This is a genomic window from Pseudomonas sp. LS1212 (assembly GCF_024741815.1).
In the GTDB taxonomy this organism is placed as follows: domain Bacteria; phylum Pseudomonadota; class Gammaproteobacteria; order Pseudomonadales; family Pseudomonadaceae; genus Aquipseudomonas.
On sequence record NZ_CP102951.1, the window covers coordinates 3,632,298 to 3,656,852 of the forward strand.

The 24,555-nt window shown below is 59.8% G+C and carries 20 protein-coding genes and 1 pseudogene; 10 read left to right on the forward strand and 11 right to left on the reverse strand.

What is annotated here, in order from left to right:
* Positions 1 to 194: 194 nt before the first annotated feature.
* Positions 195 to 1,283, reverse strand: a complete 1,089-nt coding sequence (locus NVV94_RS16870; protein ID WP_258443527.1) for a polyamine ABC transporter substrate-binding protein — start codon at positions 1,281 to 1,283, stop codon at positions 195 to 197.
* 75 nt (positions 1,284 to 1,358) lie between these two features.
* On the reverse strand, positions 1,359 to 2,660 hold the full coding sequence (locus NVV94_RS16875; RefSeq protein WP_258443528.1) for an FAD-binding oxidoreductase: 1,302 nt from the start codon (positions 2,658 to 2,660) through the stop codon (positions 1,359 to 1,361).
* Positions 2,661 to 2,826: 166 nt separating this feature from the next.
* Here NVV94_RS16875 and NVV94_RS16880 point away from each other — a divergent pair, with 166 nt between their 5' ends.
* Together NVV94_RS16880 and NVV94_RS16885 are read left to right on the forward strand one after the other, a co-directional pair.
* Positions 2,827 to 3,723: a LysR substrate-binding domain-containing protein gene (locus NVV94_RS16880; RefSeq protein ID WP_258443529.1), complete on the forward strand. Its 897-nt coding sequence runs from the start codon at positions 2,827 to 2,829 to the stop codon at positions 3,721 to 3,723.
* 226 nt (positions 3,724 to 3,949) lie between these two features.
* The gene (locus tag NVV94_RS16885; protein WP_258443530.1) at positions 3,950 to 4,510 is read left to right on the forward strand and encodes a UPF0149 family protein; all 561 of its coding nucleotides are present in this window, start codon (positions 3,950 to 3,952) and stop codon (positions 4,508 to 4,510) included.
* Between the two features lie 5 nt (positions 4,511 to 4,515).
* Here NVV94_RS16885 and NVV94_RS16890 read toward each other — a convergent pair whose 3' ends face one another.
* The 5 genes from NVV94_RS16890 to NVV94_RS16910 all read right to left on the reverse strand — a co-directional run bounded on the left by NVV94_RS16890 (position 4,516) and on the right by NVV94_RS16910 (position 7,623).
* Positions 4,516 to 4,806 carry a hypothetical protein gene (locus NVV94_RS16890; protein WP_258443531.1) on the reverse strand — a complete coding sequence of 97 codons (291 nt, stop codon included), beginning with the start codon at positions 4,804 to 4,806 and terminating at the stop codon, positions 4,516 to 4,518.
* Positions 4,807 to 4,951: 145 nt separating this feature from the next.
* Entirely contained in the window at positions 4,952 to 5,425 is a 474-nt protein-coding gene (locus NVV94_RS16895) for a YMGG-like glycine zipper-containing protein (protein ID WP_258443532.1), read from the reverse strand.
* 159 nt (positions 5,426 to 5,584) lie between these two features.
* On the reverse strand, positions 5,585 to 6,070 hold the full coding sequence (locus NVV94_RS16900) for an ester cyclase (protein ID WP_258443533.1): 486 nt from the start codon (positions 6,068 to 6,070) through the stop codon (positions 5,585 to 5,587).
* 45 nt (positions 6,071 to 6,115) lie between these two features.
* Positions 6,116 to 6,823, reverse strand: coding sequence for a cache domain-containing protein (locus tag NVV94_RS16905; RefSeq protein ID WP_258443534.1), 708 nt, complete (start codon positions 6,821 to 6,823; stop codon positions 6,116 to 6,118).
* Between the two features lie 44 nt (positions 6,824 to 6,867).
* Positions 6,868 to 7,623: a FadR/GntR family transcriptional regulator gene (locus NVV94_RS16910; protein WP_258443535.1), complete on the reverse strand. Its 756-nt coding sequence runs from the start codon at positions 7,621 to 7,623 to the stop codon at positions 6,868 to 6,870.
* Positions 7,624 to 7,825: 202 nt separating this feature from the next.
* On the opposite strand from NVV94_RS16910, the gene NVV94_RS16915 reads away from it, so the two are divergent.
* The 4 genes from NVV94_RS16915 (at position 7,826) to NVV94_RS16930 (ending at position 13,175) form a co-directional block, all read left to right on the forward strand.
* A complete protein-coding gene (locus tag NVV94_RS16915) occupies positions 7,826 to 9,316 on the forward strand; it encodes an aldehyde dehydrogenase (RefSeq protein ID WP_258443536.1) in 1,491 nt (496 codons plus the stop codon).
* A 66-nt stretch (positions 9,317 to 9,382) separates the two neighbouring features.
* Positions 9,383 to 10,861: an APC family permease gene (locus NVV94_RS16920; RefSeq protein ID WP_258443538.1), complete on the forward strand. Its 1,479-nt coding sequence runs from the start codon at positions 9,383 to 9,385 to the stop codon at positions 10,859 to 10,861.
* 203 nt (positions 10,862 to 11,064) lie between these two features.
* Positions 11,065 to 12,447 carry an aspartate aminotransferase family protein gene (locus NVV94_RS16925; protein WP_258443539.1) on the forward strand — a complete coding sequence of 461 codons (1,383 nt, stop codon included), beginning with the start codon at positions 11,065 to 11,067 and terminating at the stop codon, positions 12,445 to 12,447.
* A gap of 5 nt (positions 12,448 to 12,452) precedes the next feature.
* Entirely contained in the window at positions 12,453 to 13,175 is a 723-nt protein-coding gene (locus NVV94_RS16930; protein ID WP_258443540.1) for a type 1 glutamine amidotransferase, read from the forward strand.
* Between the two features lie 88 nt (positions 13,176 to 13,263).
* Here NVV94_RS16930 and NVV94_RS16935 read toward each other — a convergent pair.
* Positions 13,264 to 15,161, reverse strand: a pseudogene (locus NVV94_RS16935) (DUF3772 domain-containing protein).
* Positions 15,162 to 15,355: 194 nt separating this feature from the next.
* Positions 15,356 to 15,661, reverse strand: coding sequence for a DUF3077 domain-containing protein (locus NVV94_RS16940; protein WP_258443541.1), 306 nt, complete (start codon positions 15,659 to 15,661; stop codon positions 15,356 to 15,358).
* Between the two features lie 398 nt (positions 15,662 to 16,059).
* Between NVV94_RS16940 and NVV94_RS16945 the strand changes: the two genes are divergently transcribed.
* A complete protein-coding gene (locus tag NVV94_RS16945) occupies positions 16,060 to 19,812 on the forward strand; it encodes a leucine-rich repeat domain-containing protein (protein WP_258443542.1) in 3,753 nt (1,250 codons plus the stop codon).
* Between the two features lie 90 nt (positions 19,813 to 19,902).
* Here the strand turns inward: NVV94_RS16945 and NVV94_RS16950 are convergent, their stop codons facing one another.
* Complete coding sequence (locus NVV94_RS16950) at positions 19,903 to 20,157, reverse strand: hypothetical protein (protein ID WP_258443543.1); 255 nt, start codon at positions 20,155 to 20,157, stop codon at positions 19,903 to 19,905.
* 149 nt (positions 20,158 to 20,306) lie between these two features.
* Between NVV94_RS16950 and NVV94_RS16955 the strand changes: the two genes are divergently transcribed.
* On the forward strand, positions 20,307 to 20,627 hold the full coding sequence (locus NVV94_RS16955; RefSeq protein ID WP_258443544.1) for a YqjD family protein: 321 nt from the start codon (positions 20,307 to 20,309) through the stop codon (positions 20,625 to 20,627).
* Positions 20,628 to 20,774: 147 nt separating this feature from the next.
* On the opposite strand, the gene NVV94_RS16960 is transcribed toward NVV94_RS16955, so the two are convergent.
* Complete coding sequence (locus NVV94_RS16960; protein ID WP_258443545.1) at positions 20,775 to 21,818, reverse strand: Ldh family oxidoreductase; 1,044 nt, start codon at positions 21,816 to 21,818, stop codon at positions 20,775 to 20,777.
* A gap of 406 nt (positions 21,819 to 22,224) precedes the next feature.
* On the opposite strand from NVV94_RS16960, the gene NVV94_RS16965 reads away from it, so the two are divergent.
* Positions 22,225 to 23,754 carry an NCS1 family nucleobase:cation symporter-1 gene (locus NVV94_RS16965; RefSeq protein ID WP_258443546.1) on the forward strand — a complete coding sequence of 510 codons (1,530 nt, stop codon included), beginning with the start codon at positions 22,225 to 22,227 and terminating at the stop codon, positions 23,752 to 23,754.
* Between the two features lie 51 nt (positions 23,755 to 23,805).
* On the forward strand, positions 23,806 to 24,534 hold the full coding sequence (locus NVV94_RS16970; protein WP_258443547.1) for an aspartate/glutamate racemase family protein: 729 nt from the start codon (positions 23,806 to 23,808) through the stop codon (positions 24,532 to 24,534).
* Positions 24,535 to 24,555: the final 21 nt, after the last annotated feature.

A 24,555-nucleotide genomic window follows, 5' to 3' on the forward strand; every position in this document is an offset into this window, starting at 1 on the left:
TTTGGAGCAAATGGCGGCCCTGTAGCCGCTGCCGAAGGCTGCGCTCGCGCGCGAAGCGCGCGCAAGATCTCCAAATCGCCGGGGAGCCCCTGCGGGACTCCAGCGCAGCCTGGCGGCAGCGGCTACGCCGATCGTGCACGCCAATCCTATGCCGCTGCCGCCAGGCTGTCGCAGTGGCGCACCAGCTCGCCTCGTTATGTATTGGTTTTCAACTTGGTCCACAGGCGAGTACTCAGCCGTGCGATGGCGGCCGGGAGATCCTCAACGGTGAACAACTTGTCCATTACACTTTTGGGCGGGTAAATCGCCAGGTCCTGCTTCACGGCCGGAGTGACGTACTCATCCGCCGCAATGTTGGGGTTGGCGTAATGGATGCTGTTGCTGATGTTGGCGATGACCTTCGGCTCAAGCAGGTAGTTCATGTAGGCGTAGGCATTCTTCTCGTGCGGTGCGCTCTTGGGCATCACGACCATGTCGAGCCATAAAGTGGAACCCTCGTCAGGAATCGAATAGGCAATGTCGATCCCGTTATTGGCTTCCTTGGCGCTGGCAGCCGCTTGCACAATGTCGCCATTGAAGCCAATCACGGCGCAGACATTGCCATTGGCCAGATCACTGATGTACTTGGAGGCATGGAAATACTGGACGTAGGGTCTGATCTTGAGCAATGCCTGCTCGGCTTTTTTGTAATCCGCAGGCGTGTGGCTATGAGGTGGCAGCCCCAGGTAATTGAGGGTGATCGGCAAGATCTGCGTCGGGTTATCGATAATCGCCACGCCGCACTCGCTCAGCTTCTTGATGTTGTTCTCATCAAAAAACAGGCTCCAGGAATGGGTGACATCCGTGTTGCCGAATATCGCCTTGATTTTCTCAACGTTGTAGCCAATACCCGCAGTGCCCCACATGTACGGATAGCCGTACTGGTTGCCCGGGTCATTGACCTCCAGTTTTTTCATCAATGCCGGATCAAGGTTTTTCCAGTTGGGGAGCTGGCTTTTATCAAGTTTCTGAATAGCCCCAGCCTTGATGAGCCTGGACAGGAAATGGTTCGAAGGGCTGACCACGTCATAACCGGTATTACCCGTCATCAGCTTTGATTCCAGCACTTCGTTACTGTCGTGAATGTCGTAAGTCGCCTTGATCCCCGTTTCCTTGGTGAAAGTGGTCAAGGTATCGTCGGCGATGTAGCCGTTCCAGTTGGAAATATTGACGGCTTCGGCCGCGTAGGTGGCTGCCGAAAACGTAGTGAGCAAGACCACCAGGGAAATGTTGTTGACGTGCATGTTCAATCACCTTTTTAGAGGGGCTTTTGTTCTTTTGTTCTTTTGTTCTTTTGTTCTTTTTTGATAGTCGGCTTTCTAGATTTCTGTTCTGGCCCTGACCGCCTCCACGCGCATTCGAAGCATGGCGCCGATGTCGAGTAATGGTCGGGGCGGGAGCCAGCCGGGCTGAGCCCTGTGCATGACCGACTGCAATAGTGGCGAGCTGGCACCCGATGCCAATTCAGCGAGCAGCCGTCCCCAAAGAGTGCCGCGCGCGACGCCCGAACCATTGCATCCGGCCACGGCAAACAGGCCCTCTTCAACCTTGGCAAAATAAGGTTGCCCGGTGCGTGAGGCGCTCAGGTGACCGGTCCAGGTGTATTGAATATCCTGCTCGGTCAACCACGGAAAACGTCGCTGCAAGCCTTGCACATGGTGTTTTCGACGGTGCAAGAGCTCACTGTCGGACAAATCCCGAGAGCGGTATTCCGCCGTGTTGCGGATCATCACTCGACGATCCGGCGTCAGTCGCACCGTGGCGCCGAGTGGCCGGGTGGACAGCACGCCCCAAGGCTCAACACCGCCGATGGCTCGGAACTCCTCATCGCTGAGGGGCCGCGTGAGGCTGGCGCTGAGTTCCATCGGGAACGTCCCGCTGTCAACTATCCCCGCGCGTGGGATGAAAGCGTTCAGGCAAACCAGCACCTGCTTTGCTTCAATGCTTGCACCGATGCCATTAGCGCGAATACGCCCTTTGTCCAAACGTTCCAGACCGGTGATATCGGTGCTTTCGTAAAGGGTCACATTGTCCGGCAGCGCGTCCAGCAGGCCCTTCACGTATTTCGCTGGTTGCAGCAGTGCGTTGCCATTGCCGCACCAGATCGCGGCTTGGTAATGGCGGGTTCCCAGCTTTTGGATCAACTGCTCACCCTGCAGAAACTGCGCAGAGGCACCGAGGGCGCGTAGCGTCTCCAACTTGGCCTCGACATGAGTCAGCTTGGCTGGGTCGCTGACGGCGAAGAAGTAGCCAGAGTCCCTGAAGTCGCATTCAATGCCATGACGGGCAATGCGCTGGCGTACCTCCTCATTGGCGACCTGAGAAATCGACGTATCTACTTCAAAATCAGCGAACCCCTGCCTGCCAATCAGCTCATCATTGGCCGGATGTTCGTGAGCCACCACGAATCCTGAATTGCGCGCCGAAGCCCCCTGCGCGGCTCGCTGTCTGTCGACGACCACGATGCGTGCCTGAGGGTGCATTTCAGCGAGCGTATGTGCGGCACAAAGGCCGGTGATACCGGCACCGATGACCAGCCAATCGGCTTTCTGCGTGCCGCTCAGGCGATCACGAACTGATGAGTTGCCAGCTTGCGCAATCCAGCCACATACATTTTCCATGCGTCACCTCATTTGACTGTCGTTCTGCCAGCCGCATCTGTTCAAAGCAGAAATACATGCATAAATCGCATGAGCAGTTTGAGATGACGGTAGCCAGAGCTAGAATCTATAGGGTCCGTGGTAATACGACCAACGTTATAAAATCATCGAGATATTCTGAAAACGCATGGATAAAATTCGCCACGTCCCCTCTCTCCAGGCCTTGCAGGCATTGGTGGAGGTCGCTGATTCGGGCAGCTTCACTCAGGCTGCGCAAAAGCTGTGCCTGACCCAAAGCGCAGTGAGCCGGCAAATCCAGCAGTTGGAGAGTCACTTCGGCGTACCGATGTTCGTGAGGAGCAGCCGTAGTATTCGACTGACCCCAGAGGGCGAACAGGTGCTTGGCAGCGCCCGGAGTATCCTGGAGCAATTGAAGAATCTCGAGGATCGGCTCTCTCCCCAGAAGCGCCCTTTTCGTATACGCATGCATGTATCGCTGGCGGTTCGCTGGTTGCTGCCCAAGTTGAGCGACTTTTACCGGCGTCACCCGGAAATTGCCTTGTCGATCGAAACCGTCGCGACTGAGATCGTCGAGCCGGCCAGCGACAGCGACGCCTACATCCTCTATCTGCCGGAGCCGTCAAGCGCTCCTGATTGCCTGACCTTGTTCGAGGAAGCACTGGTTCCGGTGTGCGCCCCTGGCCTTGCCAGTTCAACCCAGCCACTGGCGTCGGTAGAGGATCTTGTACGCTTCGCGCTGCTCCATCGTTCGGCAGACAAGCAAGCCTGGATTGATTGGTTGGCAGCCAATGGCGGCAAGTCACTGGAGGACTACCGGCACATACCTTTCAACCTCGACGAGTTGGCACTTGATGCAGCGGCGCGAGGTCTGGGGGTGGCCGTGACAGACATGACCCTGGCAGAGGAGTCCATCGAACGCGGAGTGCTCGTCGTCCCCTTCGGCCACCCCTTGAAGACAAGAGGGATCTATTCGCTTTGCCTGCAACCCTCAGCCGCATCTCATCCGGCGTGCTCGCTGATCATGCAATGGTTCACCCGCCAGGCCGAGCAGGACGTCGGCTGAAGATGCCCTACGCCTGCGCCGGTAAGATTGCTGGGGGCCTTGCGGCCCCAGCGCAGCCTAACGGCAGCGGCTACAGGGTCCGGCCCAGCCATTGATTCCGTGAACGTCGGTCAGCCTGCGAAATAAAATTGCCGAGGCTGGATAAAAACCTCCGGACGCGCCATCCTCCACGCCTTTTTCAAGCACAGCTCACTGTGCTGCGCCCGGCGAGCGAAGGAACTTTCCCATGCAATATCAACCTCTTGATGCCACCGACGCCGAGTTTATCGAAGACATCCTGCTGAAATACGGCGACGATCACTCGGTGCTCAATCTCTCAGAGCTCGACGGTTACTTCACCGCGCTGGTTTCCGGCCCTGTGCAGGTGGACATCGCCGAATGGTTCCCGGCCATCTGGGGCGGGCAGAACCCGGATTGGGATAGCCCTGATGAAGGTAAACGGTTCATAGAACTCAGTGTGCGCCACATGAACGCACTGGCCACCCAGCTGGCCACTAATGTGCAGGCCTTCAAGGCACGGTTCGAACAGACCGAACACCAGGGCCAGACACTCACCCTGGCTGAAGAGTGGTGCTTTGGTTACCTGCGTGGCGTCGCCGTGGGCAACTGGCCCGAGCTGCCAGCGCCCCAGGCCGCGAAACTGCAGGTGATTGCCTTCTGCGCCGAACAAGACAACTTCGAACTCCCGGCGGATCTGGATGTGGCGCAACATCGTCAGCGCGTAGAAGCGATCGAACCGGCTGCCTGCGCCTTGCATGACTACTGGGTAGCTCAGCGCCAGGGGTGATAGCGCTAATTGATCTGCACCATGACCGAACCTTCCGTGATGAGCGGCGGGTTCGCGTGGATATTCGAGGCATTTTTCTGAATCCAGTCGCGCGCGACTTTCACGCTCTCATCGGTACCGGTCTTGTCTGCGCAAACAGTCACCGACATACCGCCATTACCGGTAGACAGCAGTGTGTAGCTTACCAGGCCAGACACTTTGCGCAGGGCAGCTTCGACGTCGGCCTTGTGCTCTTCCAGAACATCGAAAAGCTGCTTTGCTCCAGCACCTGAGTAGGTTCTTGTGACCGCATACATATCAATCTCCTTTGGGAGTTCCCGATTCGGGCCGAAGAGAGCCACTTGTCACGTCATTTGTTCAGCTTAGCCAAACGCCGGTGACGAGCGAAATGCAACGACCACCGGCAGCGCCTGCGATGCAGGCGGCGCCCCGCCCCTGCGCTCAAGGGGTAACGCTATAGCCACGCCCTTGCAAGCAACTTGTGTACGCGGTCGAACTGGCAGCAGCCTGGTTGCTCTGCTGCTCACGGCGATCCTGACGACGCTCTTGACGCTGGCGCACGCCACCCACGGCCGCACCGGCTGCTGCGGTCTGTTGGGCCTGATTTTGCCGGTACTCCTGTTTCACGGAGTCATCCACCTGATCATACAATTGCTCATGCTGGCGCCCGCGAACCTCTGCCCCGACGGCGCCGGCGGCGGCACCAGCGGCTGCCCCCCGGAGCCGTCCTCCCGCCTGGGGCGTGCTTGAAGTAGTGGGTGTGGCACTGCTTGCGGCCACGTTGTGGCAATCGTTGATATCCTGCTGAACCTGCTGAGGACTCTGGCCTTTCGTAGGTACGACCGTCTGGGCGTGCCCCTGGGCACTGGCGCCCAGTAACACGAGGCACGCCGCTAGCGTTGATAGAGTGTTCATCGGACTCTCCTGCAAAGCTGAGGACTGCAAGCAAGTATATCGTGTAGCGCTACCGGGCTTTTTGTGAGGCCAATGACATCCCGGCCAAGGACATCACCAGCTTCTCGGGCTACCCCGTCTCGGCGATCCGCCTCCTTGACGAGATCGCCGACTGAGCCGTTACCAGCCCAGCTGTTTGTTGAAACCCAGCGCATCGTAGTAATCGTGCTGGCTGGCGATCTTGCCGTCCTTCAAACGAATGAAGCTGACGCCTTTGAAAGACAAGGGCTTGTTGGTCGCCGGGGTATCAGGCCCCCAGGCGCCGGTGTTGCGGCCATCGAACTGCCATTCGAAGGCAATGTTGTCGCCCTCCACGACAGGCTCGCCCACCATCTGCCATTTCAGGTCAGGCACCGCATCGATAAAGAGCTTGATGACTTTATCCTTGGCCGTTTCCCTGCCGACCTGAGGAACCCCGACGGACGCGTCGAGAAACTCCCCGTCTTCGGCAAAATATTGCGCAGCCGCCTCCGGGTCGTGTTTGTTCCAGGCGCTCATGTAAGCGTTGATGACGTCCAGGGTGGCTTGTTTATCCGCTGCAACCGAAAACTGGGCGAACAAAAGAAAGACAAGAAGGCTGGCCAGGCGTATCGATAAACGGTGCATGGTATTTCCTCTTCGATTATTGCTGTTGTGGGTGAGGTGGAAAAACTAGGGCGTCGCTGCCTGTCGCGGGACAGGCAATTCAACCAGGGACCACTCGATCGATAACGGTTCAAGCTTGTGCACTTTCGCGGCGGCACCTTTGTAAGTAATGGGCCGGCTGGCCATATTGCCAACGAACCAGTTGGCCGAATTGGCCGCGACGATCCGGCCTTCGCCATTGATGATGAACGCCTCGTTCTTCATCCGCAGCAGGCAACGGGTGAGCAGCTGATCAAATTCGTGCAGGGCAATATCGGCCGCGGCAACGCCGACAAAATGCCCGCCGGCGAAGATGGGGACGGAGAACGCCAGAATGTAGAGTTCGGTCCCGTAGAGATCCACGAAAGGCCCTTCTACCGACGCCTCGCCCGTCAGCTTCGGACGAGTGAACCAGGGCATGCCCTGATAGTTGTAAAAGCTTTCGCTCTGACGGTTGAAATTCAACATCATGGGGGCGATTTTCCCGCTTGAGGGGCGGTAGAACCATTCGATGAACAGCTCTTGGTCGGCGAGCTCGCCGGGTTCCAGTACCACACCGGTCCCATGAATATAGTTGTCATCCTGCGACAGTCGTTCTTCGATCGTCGCCTGCAAAAAAGCCAGGTCTTTGGATGTCGGCTTTCTGCCTTCAGCGTCAAGTGCGTTCCAGACAGTGACCACGTCTTCGGCCAGCGTATTGAGTTGCTCGAACACCTTGCAGAAAATGGCTTCCAATCGCTGGGTGCACTGGCGAAGCTCTTCATGTTGTTCTGTTGTAATCATGACAATGTGCTCTCTTGCAGCCCAAGCAATTCGAAGCGCAAATCCATCAGGCGCTTTATGCCCTCTTTGACATGTGCTTGTGCCAGGGCGCTGGCCAGATTGGATTCGCCGGCCGTCACAGCCTGCAGAATGGCCCGATGTTCAGCAATGACTGTGGTTTTCTGCGCATCGGTCATGGAGATCCATTGCAGTTCGCCCATTTCGGCCTGCAGTCGCATTTCGGCGTGGGTCAAGCGCACGGATTGAGCGGCAACGGCGACCTCTATATGAAATCGGGCATCAGCCCGGCGAAGTTCGCTTCGAGTGGTCGCGTCCTGCAGTGCCGCAACGAAGTGTTCCAGCCGTTGGTGTTGCGCGCTGGAGGACCGGCTTGCCGCCAAACTGGCGGCGGTTGCCGAAACAGCGATCTGTTCGTCGCACAGGTCTCGAAGCTCCAACGAGCTCATCGCGCACAGTCTGGCCTTGAGGAAATCATCGGAGACTGCCACCGGGGCGCAAACGAAACTGCCGCCGTTTCTGCCACGCCGGGTAGCGACTACACCGCGCTCGCGCAGAATCGCCAGGGCATCGCGCAGGGTCACGGTGGCCACACCGAAGCGGGTAGCCAGATCGCTCTCGCTGGGTAATTGCTCCCCCTCGCCAATCAACCCCAGCTCGATGACTTCGATCAGTCGGCGCGCCACTTCCTCGGGCTTGCCCTCCTGGCTGACCTGCAGCAGGGAAAGGCGGTTCACTTTATTCAGTTGAGTCATCTACTCGCCGCATAAAATATGGAACTAGCTTTCTTGTAGCCATATCGGCACGCACATTCAACAAAAAAGCGCCATGAAAATGAAATAAAACAGTTCGAATGTCGTTTTCAGATAAAAACGACTACCTGTTTGGCAGGGATCAAACCATAAGATATGGTTTCATATGTTTAATAAAACCTTCGACACAGAGGAATTGCACAGCATGAATCCATCGCCAAACACATGGGAAACTCGGGCTCAGGCGCTGAAGATAGAGGGACGAGCCTTTATCGCAGGGGATTACACCCACGCTATCGAGGGGCAAACCTTTGATTGCATCAGCCCGGTCGATGGCCGGCTGCTGACCAAAGTTGCCAGTTGCTCGGCCGCGGACGCCGATCGCGCGGTGCAAGTCGCTCGCGCCACGTTCGATTCAGGTGTCTGGTCGCGCATGGCGCCGGCGGACAGAAAGCAGGTCATGATTCGTTTTGCCGAGCTGCTGGCGGCCAACGCCGAGGAACTGGCGCTGCTGGAAACCCTGGACATGGGCAAGCCCATCATCGACTCGCTGACCATCGACGTCCCGGGCGCCGCGCAAGCGCTGAGCTGGAGCGGCGAGGCCATCGACAAGATTTACGACGAAGTCGCCGCCACCCCGCATGACCAGCTCGGCCTGGTCACGCGCGAGCCGGTCGGCGTGGTCGCCGCCATCGTGCCGTGGAACTTCCCGCTGATGATGGCCTGCTGGAAGCTGGGCCCGGCGCTGTCGACCGGTAACTCGGTGATCCTCAAGCCTTCGGAAAAATCCCCGCTGACCGCCATCCGCATTGCCCAGCTGGCCGTCGAGGCCGGCATTCCGGCGGGCGTGCTGAACGTGCTGCCAGGCTATGGCCACACCGTCGGCAAGGCCCTGGCCCTGCACATGGACGTCGATACCCTGGTGTTCACCGGCTCGACCAAAATCGCCAAGCAGCTGATGATCTATGCCGGTGAGTCGAACATGAAGCGCGTCTGGCTGGAAGCCGGCGGCAAGAGCCCGAACATCGTCTTCGCCGATGCGGCGGATCTGCAGGTGGCGGCCGAGTCGGCGGCCGGCGCGATTGCCTTCAACCAGGGCGAAGTCTGCACCGCCGGCTCGCGTCTGCTGGTGGAACGTTCGATCAAGGACAAGTTCCTGCCGATGGTGCTCGAGGCGCTCAAGGGCTGGAAGCCGGGCAACCCGCTGGACCCGGCAACCAACGTCGGTGCGCTGGTCGATACCCAGCAGATGAACAGCGTGCTGTCGTACATCGAGGCCGGTCAAAACGATGGCGCCAAGCTGCTGGTAGGCGGCAAGCGCACCCTGCAGGAAACCGGTGGCACCTATGTCGAACCAACGATTTTCGACGGCGTCAGCAATGCCATGAAGATCGCCCAGGAAGAGATCTTTGGCCCGGTGCTGTCGGTGATCACCTTCGACACCGTGGAAGAAGCCATCGCCATCGCCAACGACACCCCCTACGGGCTGGCCGCGGCCGTGTGGACCGCCGACCTCTCCAAGGGCCACCTGACCGCCAAGGCCCTGCGGGCCGGCAGCGTCTGGATCAACCAGTACGACGGCGGCGACATGACCGCACCGTTCGGCGGCTTCAAGCAATCGGGCAACGGTCGCGACAAGTCGCTGCATGCGTTCGACAAGTACACCGAGCTGAAAGCGACCTGGATCAAGCTATAAAGCAGCAACAGGCTCTCAGACCAAAAATAAAAACTGCCTACAGGACACTGTCCTCAGGATAACAACATGAACAGTTCTGAATTTTCTGTTGCTGACAGCGATGCCGCTCAGCTGAAGGCGCTTGGCTACACGTCAAACTTCGAACGCAGTATGAGCCTCTGGGAAAACTTTGCGCTGGGCTTCACCTACCTCTCCCCGGTGGTTGGGGTTTATACGCTGTTCGGCCTTTGTCTGGCCGCCGGCGGCCCACCCATGTTCTGGTCGTATCTGCTGGTCGGTATCGGGCAGATGCTGGTGTGCCTGATCTTCTGCGAAGTCGTTTCCCAGTTCCCGATTTCCGGTGGTGTCTATCCCTGGGCTCGCCGGTTGGTTGGCAAGCGTTGGGCCTGGATGGTGGGCTGGATTTATTCCTGCTCGCTGTGCGTGACCATTGCCGCCGTATCGCTGGGTGCAGGCCCCTATATCGCCGCCATGCTCGGCTTCGAGGCCAGTCCCGTCACCAATACGCTGATCGCTTTGGCACTCACCGCCCTGGCTACCGTACTCAACCTGAGCGGGACCAAGCTGTTGGCCAAGGTCGCGATGTTCGGCTTTATCTGTGAGTTGCTCGGTGCCATTGTCATCGGCGGCTACCTGCTGATCTTCGAACGTCACCAGCCCTTCTCGGTCCTGTTCGATACCTTCGACATCAGTATCGATGGCAATTACTGGCCAGCGTTCCTCACCGCCTCGCTCGCCGGCATGTTCCTCTACTACGGGTTCGAGGCCTGCGGCGATGTTGCCGAAGAAACGCCAAACCCGAGCAAGCGCATTCCCAAGGCCATGCGCATGACCATCTATATCGGTGGTGGCGCCGCGATCTTTGCTGCCCTGGCGCTGATTCTGGCCGTTCCGGATATCGCCAAGGTCATCTCCGGCGAAGACGCAGACCCCATGTCGACCATCATGGCCAATGCGTTCGGGCCAACCGGGTGGCAAATCGTGACGGCCGTCATCACCGTGTCCTTCGTGTCCTGTGTTCTGAGCTTGCAGGCTGCGGCCAGTCGGCTGCTCTACTCGTTTGCACGCGACGAAATGATGATGGGTAGCGCGCTGCTCAAGCGCCTTTCGCCCACCACGCGGGTTCCCACCGCCGCACTGATCACCTGCGGCGTGATCCCTGCCCTCATTGTTTGTGCAGGGTTCTTCCTGGAGAACGCTATCGCGATCATCGTCAGTTTTGCCGCAATCGGTATCTACCTGTCATTCCAGATGATTGTGGGCGGGGCATTGTTCGCCCGCGTACGCGGCTGGAAACCGGCAGGCCAGTTCACCCTGGGGAGATGGGGCTGGATCGTGAACATCCTGGCGCTGGTCTACGGCTTGTTGGCGGTCGCAAACATGTCCTGGCCGCGCACGCCTGATGCCCCTTGGTACAGCAACTACGGCATTGTGCTCACGGCTTCAGTCGTCATTGCCCTGGGGTTGTTTTACATGGCCGTGTTCAAGCCGTATGACAAAGGCACTGCGCCGTTTGCCGATGCATGGACGCTGCACAAGAAGTAGAACGCACGGCCCTCAATGCTCAATACCGATACCCCAGTACAAGGATTGTGCTGGGGTATCGACCCCCGTCCCCCCGCCTGGCACGAAACATTCTCCCGCAGTGTTGCGCACGTGAAATTTAAATGATAATTTTTCATGAAATTATATGCGCATAATTTCATGCGCGCTTGAATAATGCCTACAAAAAATCTAGGGAATCAGATATGAGCAAGCCCGTCAGCAACCCGCAGACCCTCCATTGGCAAACCCTGAGCAATGATCACCACTTGGCGCCCTTCAGCGACTACAACCAGCTGAAGGCCAAGGGGCCACGGATTATTACCAAGGCCGACGGGGTTTATATCTGGGACAGCGAGGGCAACAAGATCCTCGACGGCATGGCCGGCCTCTGGTGCGTGGCGGTCGGCTACGGCCGCGACGAGTTGGTGCAGGCCGCCAGCAGGCAGATGAAAGAACTGCCGTTCTACAACACCTTCTTCATGACCGCGCACCCACCGGTGCTGGAACTGGCCAAGGCGATTGCCGAGCTGGCGCCGGCCGGCATGAACCATGTGTTCTTCACCGGCTCCGGTTCCGAAGGCAACGACACCGTGCTGCGCATGGTTCGTCATTACTGGAAGCTCAAGGGCAAGCCGCAGAAGAAAGTCATCATCGGCCGCATCAACGGCTATCACGGCTCCACCGTGGCCGGCGCCAGCCTGGGCGGCATGGTCGGCATGCATGAGCAGGGCGACCTGCCCATCCCGGGCATCGTGCACATCCCGCAGCCATACTGGTTCGGCGAAGGCGGCGACATGACCCCGGACGAGTTTGGGGTGTGGGCGGCCGAGCAGCTGGAGAAGAAGATTCTCGAAGTTGGCGAAGACAATGTCGCGGCGTTCATTGCCGAGCCGATCCAGGGCGCCGGCGGCGTGATCATTCCACCGGACACCTATTGGCCGAAGGTCAAGGAGATCCTGGCCAGGTACGACATCCTGTTCGTGGCCGATGAGGTGATTTGTGGTTTCGGCCGCACCGGTGAGTGGTTCGGTAGCGACTACTACGATTTGAAACCGGACCTGATGACCATCGCCAAGGGATTGACCAGCGGTTACATCCCGATGGGAGGTGTGATCGTACGTGACACCGTGGTCGAGGTGCTCAACGAAGGGGGCGACTTCAACCACGGTTTCACCTACTCCGGCCACCCGGTAGCCGCCGCCGTGGGCCTGGAAAACATCCGCATCCTGCGCGAAGAGGAGATTGTCGAGCGCGTGCGTGCAGAAACAGCGCCATACTTGCAGAAACGTCTGCGTGAGCTGGCGGATCATCCACTGGTGGGCGAGGTCCGTGGTGTCGGCATGCTCGGCGCCATCGAACTGGTGAAAAACAAGCAGACCCGCGAGCGCTTCGAGGGGCAAGGCGTCGGCATGATCTGCCGCGGCCACTGTTTCGATAATGGCCTGATCATGCGCGCCGTTGGCGATACCATGATCATTTCGCCGCCGCTGGTGATCAGCAAGGTGGAAATCGACGAGCTGGTGGACAAGGCGCGCAAGTGCCTGGATCTCACCGCCGATCAAATCAGTGATGCAGCAATCAACTGAGGTGCATGATGTCCGCTAAGCGCATTCGAATTTGCATCCTGGAAAACGGCAGGACGCCCGACGACTTGATCGATCGATTCGGCTCTTACCCGATGATGATTGAAAAGTGGCTGGCCCCTTTTCTGCCCCAGGCAGCATTTACCTACCTGTCTCCGGTCTCGGGAGACAAGCTGCCCTCGCCTGCCGAATTCGATGGTTACATCCTGTCCGGCTCCAAATACAGCACCTACGAACGCAGCCCCTGGATGGTCGGCTTGATCGCGTTCCTTCAGCAATTGCGCCAGGAACGCATCCCGGTTTTCGGCATCTGCTTCGGGCATCAGCTCATGGCGGATGCCTATGGGGGGCTGAACGCAAAATCCAGCAAGGGCTGGGGGGTGGGCTCGCAGCGTTATGAGCATGACACGCACACCTTGCCAGCGGAAAATGCCGCCTACGTCTTCCATCAGGACCAGGTGAACAAAATCCCGCCCGAAGCCACACGCATCGGCGGCTCGGCCCATTGTGAAAACGGTGTGTTCGCTTATTCGTTCCCGGCCATTTCAGTCCAGTATCACCCGGAGTTCACCGCTGAATATGTTCAAGCGCTCGCTGAAAAATTCCGCGGCGGGTTGCTGCCGGATCTCGTGTCGGCCAACGCGCTGGATTCAATAAGCCAATTACCCGTGGACGCAACGCCAATCGCCGAATGGGTGGCCGGTTTTTTCCAGAAGCACATTGACGGCTGATCCCGTCCCCGGAAGCAAAAGCCCGGCAGCAATTCGCATGTCGGGCTTTTTTGCGTTGGTTCAGGCAGCTTTGTAAAACCCGTGGGTCTCAAGCCTTTGGTTTTGGGCTGGCCAACGCAATGCCGGCAGCACTCAAGCGCTTGAGGATTTCAAACAGCAGCTCGCTCTTGGTCGTGCTGACGATTCTGGGGCTGCTGACATAACCGGTGATGGTCAGCGTGATGCCATCGGGCGTCAGTTGGCTGAAGCGAACCGAAGGCGCGGGTTTTTCGAGAATGGTTTCGTGCTCGGTATAGGCATCGAGCAGAAGGCTGCGGACCTGTTCCGGATCGATGTCCAATGGAAACATCAGTTCGAGTGTCGCCACGCCTTGAGCACTTCCCCCCAGGGTCACGTTGCGCAGGTTCTGCGAAATCAGCTGGGAGTTGGGGACGATGACGATCGAACGATCACTGAGCTGAATTTCCGTGGCCCGCACGTTGATCCGCCGGATATCGCCCTCGACCCCGCTGTCGCAGCCTGCTCCAGGCGCTCGTCGCCAATGCCCAGCAGTTGTTTGAGGGCTTTTCCGCTCGGGTTCCTCGGAGAAAAAATGTTATCGCAGCTATCTTTGACCAGTTTCGACAGCAGATAGAAACTCGCCACTACGATGAAAATCCAGACCAGTTCGTAAGTCAGAAAGCGTGCGAGCGTTGTATAGCCGATCAACAGGCAAAACACTGAAACCACAGTGACAATACTCGCGCCGGCGTACATCAGCCCCGCAAAGGTAGTCCCGGCTTCAGGGGCTTCACCACTGGCCGCCAGCGCCCTTCTTATGTGATTGGTGCGCAACAGCAACGCACCGATGATCAGCGTTGCGGCCAGGCCGACCACGCCACGTCCGAAGATGACGACCTGCGTACTCATGTCGGTGACAGCGCTCAGCTGGACCAGTGAGCCCAATACCATGAGCACACCGGCCAATATCCGCGGATACGGTTTGATCGCCAGTGCGACAGGGTCGGCAATGGCGGGCAAGCGCCACGAGGGATGCCGTGTACACAACAAGGCCCGGCTCAAGCCGGTAATCATGACGCAGATGAACGCCACCTTCTCGATTTCGTCCATGTAACTGAGCATTATCGGCGGCAAGGGCTGCAGCCGGGCCGGGATATAAAACACCAGTTGCAGTGCAAAGGCCGTGGTCAACACGGTGGCCAACGTTGTGGTGATCGCCAGTGAACTGCGCCGCAGTCGCCCTTCGGGTAGCCAGTGGATACAGCACCAGGTCAACATTCGCTCAGCCAATCGGCGCCCCAGGCTCCACACCGCCAGGGCCAACAGCAGCAGTGCCGCGGACATGGCCCGCTGACCCGGCAGCCACGCCGCTTGCATGGCTGGCCTGGCCTGCTCGCGGAACGCCTTCAGGCGCTGCTTGTCCACCTCGAACGGATCGAACAACGGTGACCAGAACCGGGGCCCCAGAATACTCCCGGTGCGCAGCACCAATTCGGACTCCAGTTGGTTGCGGCGGATACTGGCCAGCTGCAGGGTAAGATTGGCGGCACCCTCCTTGATCCCCGTCAGTTGTTTCAAGTCGTTATCCAACTGGGCCTTTCGACCGCTCAACTCCGCTCGCTGTAGCGCGATAGCCCCCTCTTCCGCCGCCGCCCCGACAGCGGGTGGCGGCCCCAGTACGTTCAGCTGCGCTTGCAACTGGGCCTGCTCGGGAAGCAGCAAGGTGACTTTGGTATTTACATCACTGATGAATTGATGGACCGCATCCTGGAGCCCGATCAGCTGGTTGTAATTGGTCGTGACCGAAACTTGTCGCTTGAGATCATCCAGTCGTGCCTGCAGACTTTTCAGCTCGTTTGCCGACAGGGTCGCACTTTCGTACCGGGGCGCCGCACCTGGACTATCAGCGGCCCAAAGCAACCTCGGGCTCTGGTGGAGCAGCAGTATGCACAGGACGCAGAGCGTTATTTTCAGGGCATTACACATAGGAGGGGCCCGACTCTGTGTGGTTGCCAAGCCGAAGCCTTAAGAATAGACCGAATGCGTCTGCGGATCGGGTTTTGGGACCATGCTGGCCCCATCGCTGGCAAGCCAGCTCCCACATTGGTCCGTGTCGGACCTCATACCTTTGTGGGAGCTGGCTTGCCAGCGATGGGCTGCAAAGCAGCCCCAAAAAACCGTCAACCCTCTTTCAAATTCCGACTCTCAATCCCATCCAACACCGCATCAATCAACCCCTTGGCCATCTGCACCGAATGCAAGGTAGCCCAGGCAAACCCTCGCCCGGCCTCGGCCGTGTATTCAAGGGCCTGCTGGCCGGTATCGCTGGCGCATCTCAGGTAAAGCGCAGCATGCACCAGCGCGTCTTCGGCGCTGATGCCAGGGCGGACGGTGAACAGTGGGGCGTGGCCATCGCAGGCGCCGAACAAGGTTTCGGCGGTTTCGTCGAGGTGGGAGGTGGGAGGATCGGGGACGATCTTTTTCATAGTGAACTCCAGGTCTTGATGGGAGCTACCACTGCACCGTCGCCAAACGAATGGGTGGCAGCCATGTGCGGGTTGGCGAACCGGGAAGACACTGGAGAAACCCGGCAGGGCCGAAACCCTCCCGCACACAGCTACCATTAAAGATGGAAGCGTTCTGTCAGTATCATTTTTGCCGGGTCGCCAAACCCGATCACCGAACATTCAGTGACCGAGCGAGACTAGTGTGAAGACCTTCCCCCGGGCAAGTTACTAACAGGCAACAGAATTCGTAGGGTAATTCCCAGGACCGCAGCCCCACCAGAGTTTAAATCTGCAGATACAAATTGCCGACGTAAATACCACCTCATTGAATCGACAATCGCCTTCCCTGTTGGCTTCCCCCCAACAGGAGCTCACCCATGTCGAGTACCGAACGCACAAGCGAAAGCGAAAATATCCACCAGGCCTTCATCCAGCAACATCTCCCCGGCTGGCTCAAACATGCCAGCGCCAAGGACTTGAACCGCCTGCACCAAAGCCAGGTACCCCACCAGGGCACCCCCCAGGAACAGGCCGACTGGTTCGCCAATGCCCCACCCGACCTGCGCGAAACCGTACTCGCCAGCCAGGCCCGCAGCCGCCGTTCGCGCCTGGTCCTGGCTCAGGCGCTCAAGAATTTGCAAGGCTTGGTCGAGTTTGCCGAGCCACGGCTCAAGGCACACCTTCAGACAGAATTCGAGTTAGGCCTGAGCGTCGACAAGGCCCAATTGATGCCGGTCTACATCAAGTATTACGGTCGAGGGCAAAGGGTATTGGTCAACGGCCAGCCGCAGAGCCTGCTGCAAGCGGCATTGCTGAACTTTGGCGATGACGTTCATTTCGATCCCACCAGTTACCTGCTGCGCACGCCCGAGGCTGGAGAACACCTGCCGCTCACGCCAGCGGCCTTCGCCACGCTGTGCCGCGAACTGGACCTTGGCGGGCAATATCAGGGACATCTGGCGGCGGTGTATGAATCGCCAACGACTCGGGCCCAGGTGCATGCCCTGTCCATCGACGCCTACAAGGACCAGTTGCGAGTCGACACGCATATTGCACTGATGCGCCATCGCATCAGCGGTCGCACGCAGGACAGGTTACTGACACTGCTCGACGGCCAGCCGGCGCGCTGCAGCCAGCTGAGTCTGTTCGGTGTCCCCCTGCATGACATCCTGCTGATCGCCCCGCAATCACGCAACGATGAACCACACCCGGTGGTGGCGTACATGCCCGGCGTTGTCGGCGCGCCACTGGAAGAATTCGCTTCGCTACAGGCGTTGCAAACCCACCTCAAAACCAACCTGTGCATGGCCGAGTACCGGGAGAGCTTCCAGCGCTTTGTTCCTCGCGACCAGCACGACCACTTCTTCAGTGTGCTCAAACGCAATCTCGCCGCGGACGCTTCCCAAGCCGAGGACACGACCTGGACACTTGCACCAGACGCCGACCTGCACCTGCGCGAAACGCCGATCGAACAGGAACTGTTCGGTTATCTGCAGGACCGGCACCTGGCCAGAATCAAGCAAGAAGCCAGGGCGCTGGCAGTGCCCACCGCCGACGCCGATGAAAAGGCTCGCCAGGCCCGCCTCGATTACTGGGAAAGCGCGGGGCTGAACTTCCTGAATGTGGCGGCCATGTTTGTTCCCGGCCTGGGTGAAGTGATGCTGGCGGTGGTCGCCGTGCAACTGCTCAAGGAAGTGTACGACGGGGTAGAAGCCTGGGAAGACGGCGATATCGATACGGCCATGGCCCACTTGAAGTCGGTGGCGCTTAATGTCGCGATCATTGGCGGGGGCGTGGCGATTGCCAAGGCTGCCAGCTTTCTCAAAAAGCTCGATGTCGTCACGCTGCCCAATGGCAGCAAACGCTTATGGAAAGCCGACCTTGCCCCCGACCAGAGCGACGTGACGCTGCTAGATGGGGTATACGAAGGGCTGTACCTGCCCGCGCTGGCCCTTGATGACAGCGACCGCCTGGCGCTCGCCTGCCTGGGCCGTCTCGACGGCTGGCCAGGCGAGGTATGCCTGGAGTTGCGCCGAGGTGGGCCGCAGGGGCCGCTGCTGGAGCGCGTGGGCCTGGCCTCGGCCCCGCAGCGCCGGGTTCTCGTCAAGTCCGCTGAAGGCTATTGTGCCTTTGAAGGCAGCACACCTTTGCAGCAACTGTCGGCAACGCCTGCCGACAATGACCTGTTCCAAGCCATCCTCGCTGCTTTACCCGCTGCACAGCGTAAGGCCCTCAGCCTCGACCTCCAAGCCAGCGCACAGCTCAAGGATCGTGTGCTGAACGTGGCCGAACGGTTTCGAAACGAGGCGCCCCAATGGCTCTGGTCGGGCCACACCCGCGGCTGGCCCGAACAAGGGCGCCTGCTCGGCGGAAGCGATCGACCGATCGGTTACCCCGCGGCCGCCCCCCAGGCTCCCTCCTCGCTCGTGCGCTACCGGCGGCTCTATCCCTCGGCGACCGACGCCCAGGCTCAGGCAACGCTCGACCACTGGGCCGTAGAAGGCATGCTGCCAAACCTTGAACTCAGGGCACTGGAAAACCAGCTCGGCGGCGTGCGCAGGGACCTGGCCCGCTGGGCCGGCGGCGACGCGCGACGGCGCATGGCACGGGACTTCATCATCGAGGCCTGGCAGTGCGACTCAATTCGTGAACTGGCCGATGGCAGCACGTCGGTGCAACTGAACCTGGACAGCCTGGACCTGACAACGTCCGACCTTGACGAGTTTCCCCAACTGCAGGCGTCTTTCGATCATGTACGCGAGCTGTCGATGGACGAAAACAGGCAATTGACGGAATTGCCCCACGCGTTCATTCGTCACTTTCAGAACGTGGAACGCCTGTCCCTGTGCGATTGCCGGGTTGGCAGAATTCCCACCGGCCTGAACAGCGAGCACCTGCTACTGATGGACCTGTCGAACAACCGCATTACCTGGGATGGCAACGCACAGGCGACGCTTGACGGTTATCGGAACCTGCGAACCCTGGGCCTGTCCGGCAATCCGCTGCTGACCGCGCCCGACCTGACCGCCCTGCCGGGCCTTGAGGGCGTTGATTTGTCCGAGTGCGTCCTGCCAGAGTTGCCGACGGGGCTGCACACTCTGCGGGCGCCGGTGTTGATCGATCTGTCGGCTAACGTGTTCACCGAACTACCCGACGATTTCCTCGTCCCCGAAGCCGTTGGCCAGGCCCTGCGACTGGAGCGCAATAACTTCACGGCGGCCACACGGTTGCGTATCGAGCACTATTACGCCAGTCATCGGGTCGACCTGCTGGTGGCGCAGACCGATTACGATGCGTTGCTCGAGCATGCCGGCGACGTGCAGCGCGCGGCCTGGCAGCGTCTGCGCGTGGCCGCCCCGCTGCAGTTTATCCGGGATCTGAGAGACGTCTACCAGCTCGGAGCCTATAACGTTGCACCGCAGGCAACCCGACGGCGCGTCTGGCGCCTGCTGGAGTGGATGGACAGCAGCCCGGCGGGCCAGCAGCGAATCCTGGCGCATCCTGGCAGCAGAATATTCGAACTCGAAACAGAGGCGGACGTCGCCCACGCTCTGGCAGCACTCGCACCTCGCGAACAAACCGAGCAGTTGCTCGCGGTGGTGGTCAATCGCGTCCGGGTAGACGAGGTTTCCTTTGCCTTGGACAGGCTATTTCCTGAAGCTTCGGAAGAGTCGTTCGAAGCATTGCGCCAATGGTCGTTGCAGCAGCTGGCCAGGGACCCGGCGATCGATCTGCCCCAGGCGCCGACCATTGATGAGCCGGTGTTCACCGAAGCTGCCGAGCGTGACATCCCGCTGTTGACCCCGGCGTGGCTCGAGCAGTTACGCAACCACCTGCTGAACCTCACCGGGCGTTCACAGGAGGGGCTCGATGCCATCCTGGCATTGAATCATCAGGATGAGTATGTCCATGGTTACTGGGTCGATCGGTTGCGCCAACGCTATGCCGGCCGGTTTGCGGCGCTGCGCACTGACCTGGACCACAGGCTGGAGTGGTCGGAGCAACACATGCCCGAAGGCGACTTCATCGATGAGGCCGCCCGCCTGCGTGATGAGTTCGAGCAACATACTACAGCGCTGACGAGGTACCTGACCGGGACCATAGCCGACGGGACCATGAACGAGTGGTGAGCCGCTGTTCGTGCGTACGGGCCGGGGCCTGGCGCCGACCCTGCGGTGCTGAAGGTGCAGGAAGCGATCAGCGCCTGTTTCGCTTGAGTGTTACTTGGCCGCCGCCATCAGGCGATTGACTTCGCTGCGCACCATGTTGGCGTACTCGGGCGGCGACATGCCGTCCAGTTCCGAGCGCACCCACTCGGCCCACTTGCCCTTGCGCTTGGATTTCTCGCCGATCAGGCGGGCGGCTTCGCCCTTGGCCTTGCCGAGGTTGGATTGCCATAGATCGAACAGACGCGACTTCTCGTCTTCGATCAGCGCTCGCTCGGCGAGGGTCTTGTTGGCCAGATTGAAGCTCATTGGTAATTCCTGCCGCTTGAAAATGGGCGCTATCTTACACTGTAGTCAGCCATTTCTCGGAATCACCCTTGATCGGATAGCCCCTGCAACTTTCCACGCCATCAGCTATCCATTGATCAATGCCCTTCACAATCATCAGGAGACTGGCAATGGCCCGCAAATCCGTCGAGCAAGCTGTCGAAGATCAAATCAAGGACCAGGTTTTCAGTGATCTGCAGGCACTGATCGAAGATTCGGAAAAACTGCTCAAGGACAGCGCCGCACTGGTCGGCGAAGAAGGTGAAACCCTGCGCAAGCAGGTCGGGATCAAACTCAGGCAGGCGCGCGAAGCCGTGAACCGCGTGCGTGGGCGGGCCCGGCCGGTGGTGGACGCCACGCAGGATTATATTGGCGGCCATCCATGGCAGACCGTGGTGATTTCGGCCGGGGTCGGGGTGGTGGTGGGGTTGTTGTTGGGGCGGCGTTCATAGGTCCGGGAATTTCCGTCGCCTGGCAGGGCCTCATCGCTGGCAAGCGAAGGGCCTTGGCAGGCACCCTACGAAACCGGTAATGCATGCGGCCGCAACTGTTTGGGCTTTCGGCACTGCAGTTTTGAAAATTTGAGATTGTCGCGGCCGCTACGCGCCCGCCAACTCCCGCAACCGCGCCAGCTCTTCAGCCGGCAGGCTGATACCTTCCTTCTCGACCCTGGCCCGTTCCCGGTAACGTCGATCGCCGGACAACCGCGTCTGCCCGGCCACATGCATCTGCTCGACCAGTTCGCGACTGCGCACGGCGAAGCCCTTGCCGGTCTCGCCCTTGGTCGGGTCGATCAGGATAATCAACTGCCCGGTCCAGGGCGTCTGGGCCCCTGGGTGTTTCGACCAGTCGAACTCGAACGAAAAATTCCCGCCGGTCAACGCCGCCGACAACAATTCGACCATCATCGACAATGCCGAGCCCTTGTGCCCGCCAAAAGGCAACAAGGCACCGCCATCGAGAATCGCTTTCGGGTCATCGGTCGGCTGGCCATGGCGGTCGACGCCCGTGCCCGGCGGTACCTTGACCCCCTGGCGTGCAGCGATCTGCACATCACCATGGGCCAATGCGCTGGTCGCCATGTCGAATACCAGCGGATCGTGGCCCTCGCAGGGCGCGGCAAAGGCGATCGGATTGGTGCCGAACAACGGCCGCTGGCCACCGTGGGGCACCACGCAGGTCATACTGTTGACCACGCTCAGGGCCACCAGCCCTTCGCGGGCGAACGGTTCGACGTCCGGCCAGAGCGCGGCGAAGTGATGCGAGCCGCGTATCGCCAGTATCGCTATGCCCGCCTCACGGGCCTTGGCCACCAACAAGGGGCGCGCCGCAGCCAACGCCGGCTGGGCAAACCCGTTTCTGGCATCGACCCGGACGAAGCCTGCGGCGACGTCTTCAACCACAGGTTGCGCCTGGCCATCGACCCAACCACTGGCCAGCGACGAGAGATACCCGGGAATGCGGAAGGTGCCATGACTGTGGGCGCCATCGCGCTGCGCGGTGGCGCAGTTGTGCGAGAGCACGTCGGCCACTTCGTTGGAGGTGCCATGGCGCAGGAATATCTGCCGCAGCAGCCGGACCAGATCCTCGAAAGACAGGGTTTCGCTTGCACCGCCTTCAGCGGTGTGAACAGGTGCGGACATCTGAAGCTCCATTGTTTGATTAATTCACGGGCACCAGGTTTAACCCCTCGATTAACCATGCCGGTGAAGTCCGCTGTCAAGACCCGCACCCCAGAACCAAAAGTGCACACAAAAACGTCACCATTTGTGACTTTTTTGTGCACAACCGTAGCACTCATTTCTTCGATTAAGCACCATTTTGGTGCACGATAGATTTTACAGAAAAATAAACCTGATCGAACGATCAATTTTTAAGCATTTAAAATCAACAACTTATGAGCAGAGGATGACAGTTTAAAATCGAAGAACCGAAAAATCAGCAGAAATATGGCATGGAACTGGCTTTATTCGTCACAGGTTTTGTATACACTTTTTGCACACAACAAAAACAGCGCCGTCATCAACAGCGCGCCAGGAGCCTGTCCGCATGAGCCAAAGCCCCGCACAATCGATTGCCCTGGAGGTGCCCGTCGCGGCACCGCGTTCCTCATCGCGCTCCTGCGGCGACCTGCCGCTGAGTCCGCGCCTGCACAACAGCGACCTGGCGCCCACCCAGGCCGAGGGTCGACGCTGGGGCTACTACAGCCTCTTCGCCCTGTGGACCAACGACGTCCATAACATCGCCAATTATTCGTTCGCCATCGGCCTGTATGCGCTGGGCCTGGGTGGCTGGCAGATCGTGCTGTCGCTGGCCATCGGCGCGCTGCTGGTCTACCTGTTCATGAACCTCTCCGGTTACATGGGCCAGAAGACCGGAGTGCCCTTCCCGGTGATGAGTCGCATCAGTTTCGGAATTCATGGCGCGCAGATTCCGGCGCTGATACGGGCGGTGATTGCCATCGCCTGGTTCGGGATCCAGACCTACCTGGCCTCGGTGGTGCTGCGGGTGTTGTTGACGGCACTGGCACCGAGCCTGGCGGCCTATGACCAGAATGCGATACTCGGGCTGTCGAGCCTGGGCTGGGTGTGTTTCGTCAGCATCTGGCTGGTGCAGCTGGTGATTCTCGCCTACGGGATGGAGATGGTCCGGCGCTACGAGGGCTTCGCCGGCCCGGTGATCCTGTTCACGGTGGCGGCCTTGGCGGCCTGGATGTACTTCAAGGTCGACGGAAATATCGCCTGGTCGATTCGCGAACCGCTGACCGGTGCCGAGATGTGGCGCAACATCTTCGCCGGTGGCGCACTGTGGCTGGCCATCTACGGCACGCTGATCCTCAACTTCTGCGACTTCGCCCGCTCCTCGCCGTGCCGCAAGACCATCCGCATCGGCAACTTCTGGGGCCTGCCGGTCAATATCCTGGTGTTCGCCGCTATCACCGTGCTGCTGTGCGGCGCGCAGTTCTCGATCGACGGGCGCATCATCGAAAGCCCCACCGACATCATTCGCTCGATCCCCAACACCCTGTTGCTATGCCTGGGCTGCCTGGCGTTTCTGATTGTCACCGTGGCGGTGAACATCATGGCCAACTTCGTCGCCCCGGCCTTCGTGCTCAGCAACCTGGCGCCGCGCTACCTGAACTTCCGTCGCGCCGGGATGATCAGCGCCGCCCTGGCGGTACTGATCCTGCCGTGGAACCTCTATAACAGCCCTCTGGTGATCGTGTATTTCCTTTCCGGCCTGGGCGCCCTGCTCGGCCCGTTGTACGGCGTGATCATGGTCGACTACTGGCTGGTGCGCAAAGGCCGGGTCAACGTGCCACAGCTCTACACCGAGGATCCGCAGGGAGCCTATTACTACAGCCGCGGCGTGAACCTGCGGGCAGTCGCGGCATTCATCCCGGCGGCGGTGATCGCCATTGTCCTGGCCCTGGTGCCGCACTTCGAACCGGTCTCACCGTTCTCCTGGTTGTTCGGTGCGGCAATCGCAGGTTTTGTCTATTTACTTATCGCCGACCGGCGCCGCGCCTTCGAGGAAGTCGACGGCGAGTCGATCGCCGTGGCCAACGCCAGTCATTGAATCTTGCGCAGGGCCAGCAGTGCCCTGCTTCACCCCTAACGAGGATTTCCCATGCGCATTCTGGTCGTCAACGTCAACACCACCGAATCGATTACCCACGCCATCGCCGAACAGGCGCGCCTGGTCGCAGCGCCCGGCACTGAAATCGTCGGGCTGACACCACGCTTCGGCGCCGAGTCGGTGGAAGGCAATTTCGAGAGTTACCTGGCCGCCATCGCCGTCATGGAGCGGGTGCTGTCCTACGACCAGCCCTATGACGCGGTGATCCAGGCCGGCTACGGCGAACATGGCCGCGAGGGCCTGCAGGAGTTGCTCGACGTGCCGGTGGTGGACATCACCGAAGCGGCGGCAAGCCTGGCCATGCTGCTGGGCCATGCCTATTCGGTGGTGACAACGCTGGACCGCACTGTGCCGCTGATCGAAGACCGGCTGAAGCTGGCCGGGCTTTATGAGCGTTGCGCGTCGGTGCGCGCCAGTGGCCTGGCGGTGCTGGAACTGGAAGAAGATCCGCAACGGGCGGTCGAGGCGATTGTCAGCCAGGCGGAGTTGGCGGTGAGCCAGGACAAGGCGGAAGTCATTTGCCTGGGCTGCGGCGGCATGGCCGGGCTCGACGAACAGATCCGCCAGCGCACCGGGGTGCCGGTGGTCGATGGCGTGACGGCGGCGGTAACCCTGGCTGAGTCCTTGGTGCGGCTGGGGCTTTCGACCTCCAAGGTGCGGACGTACGCCAAGCCGCGGCCGAAAAACATTGTCGGCTGGCCGGGGCAGTGGGTGCGTTGAGTCAGTCGGGATTGTGCGCTC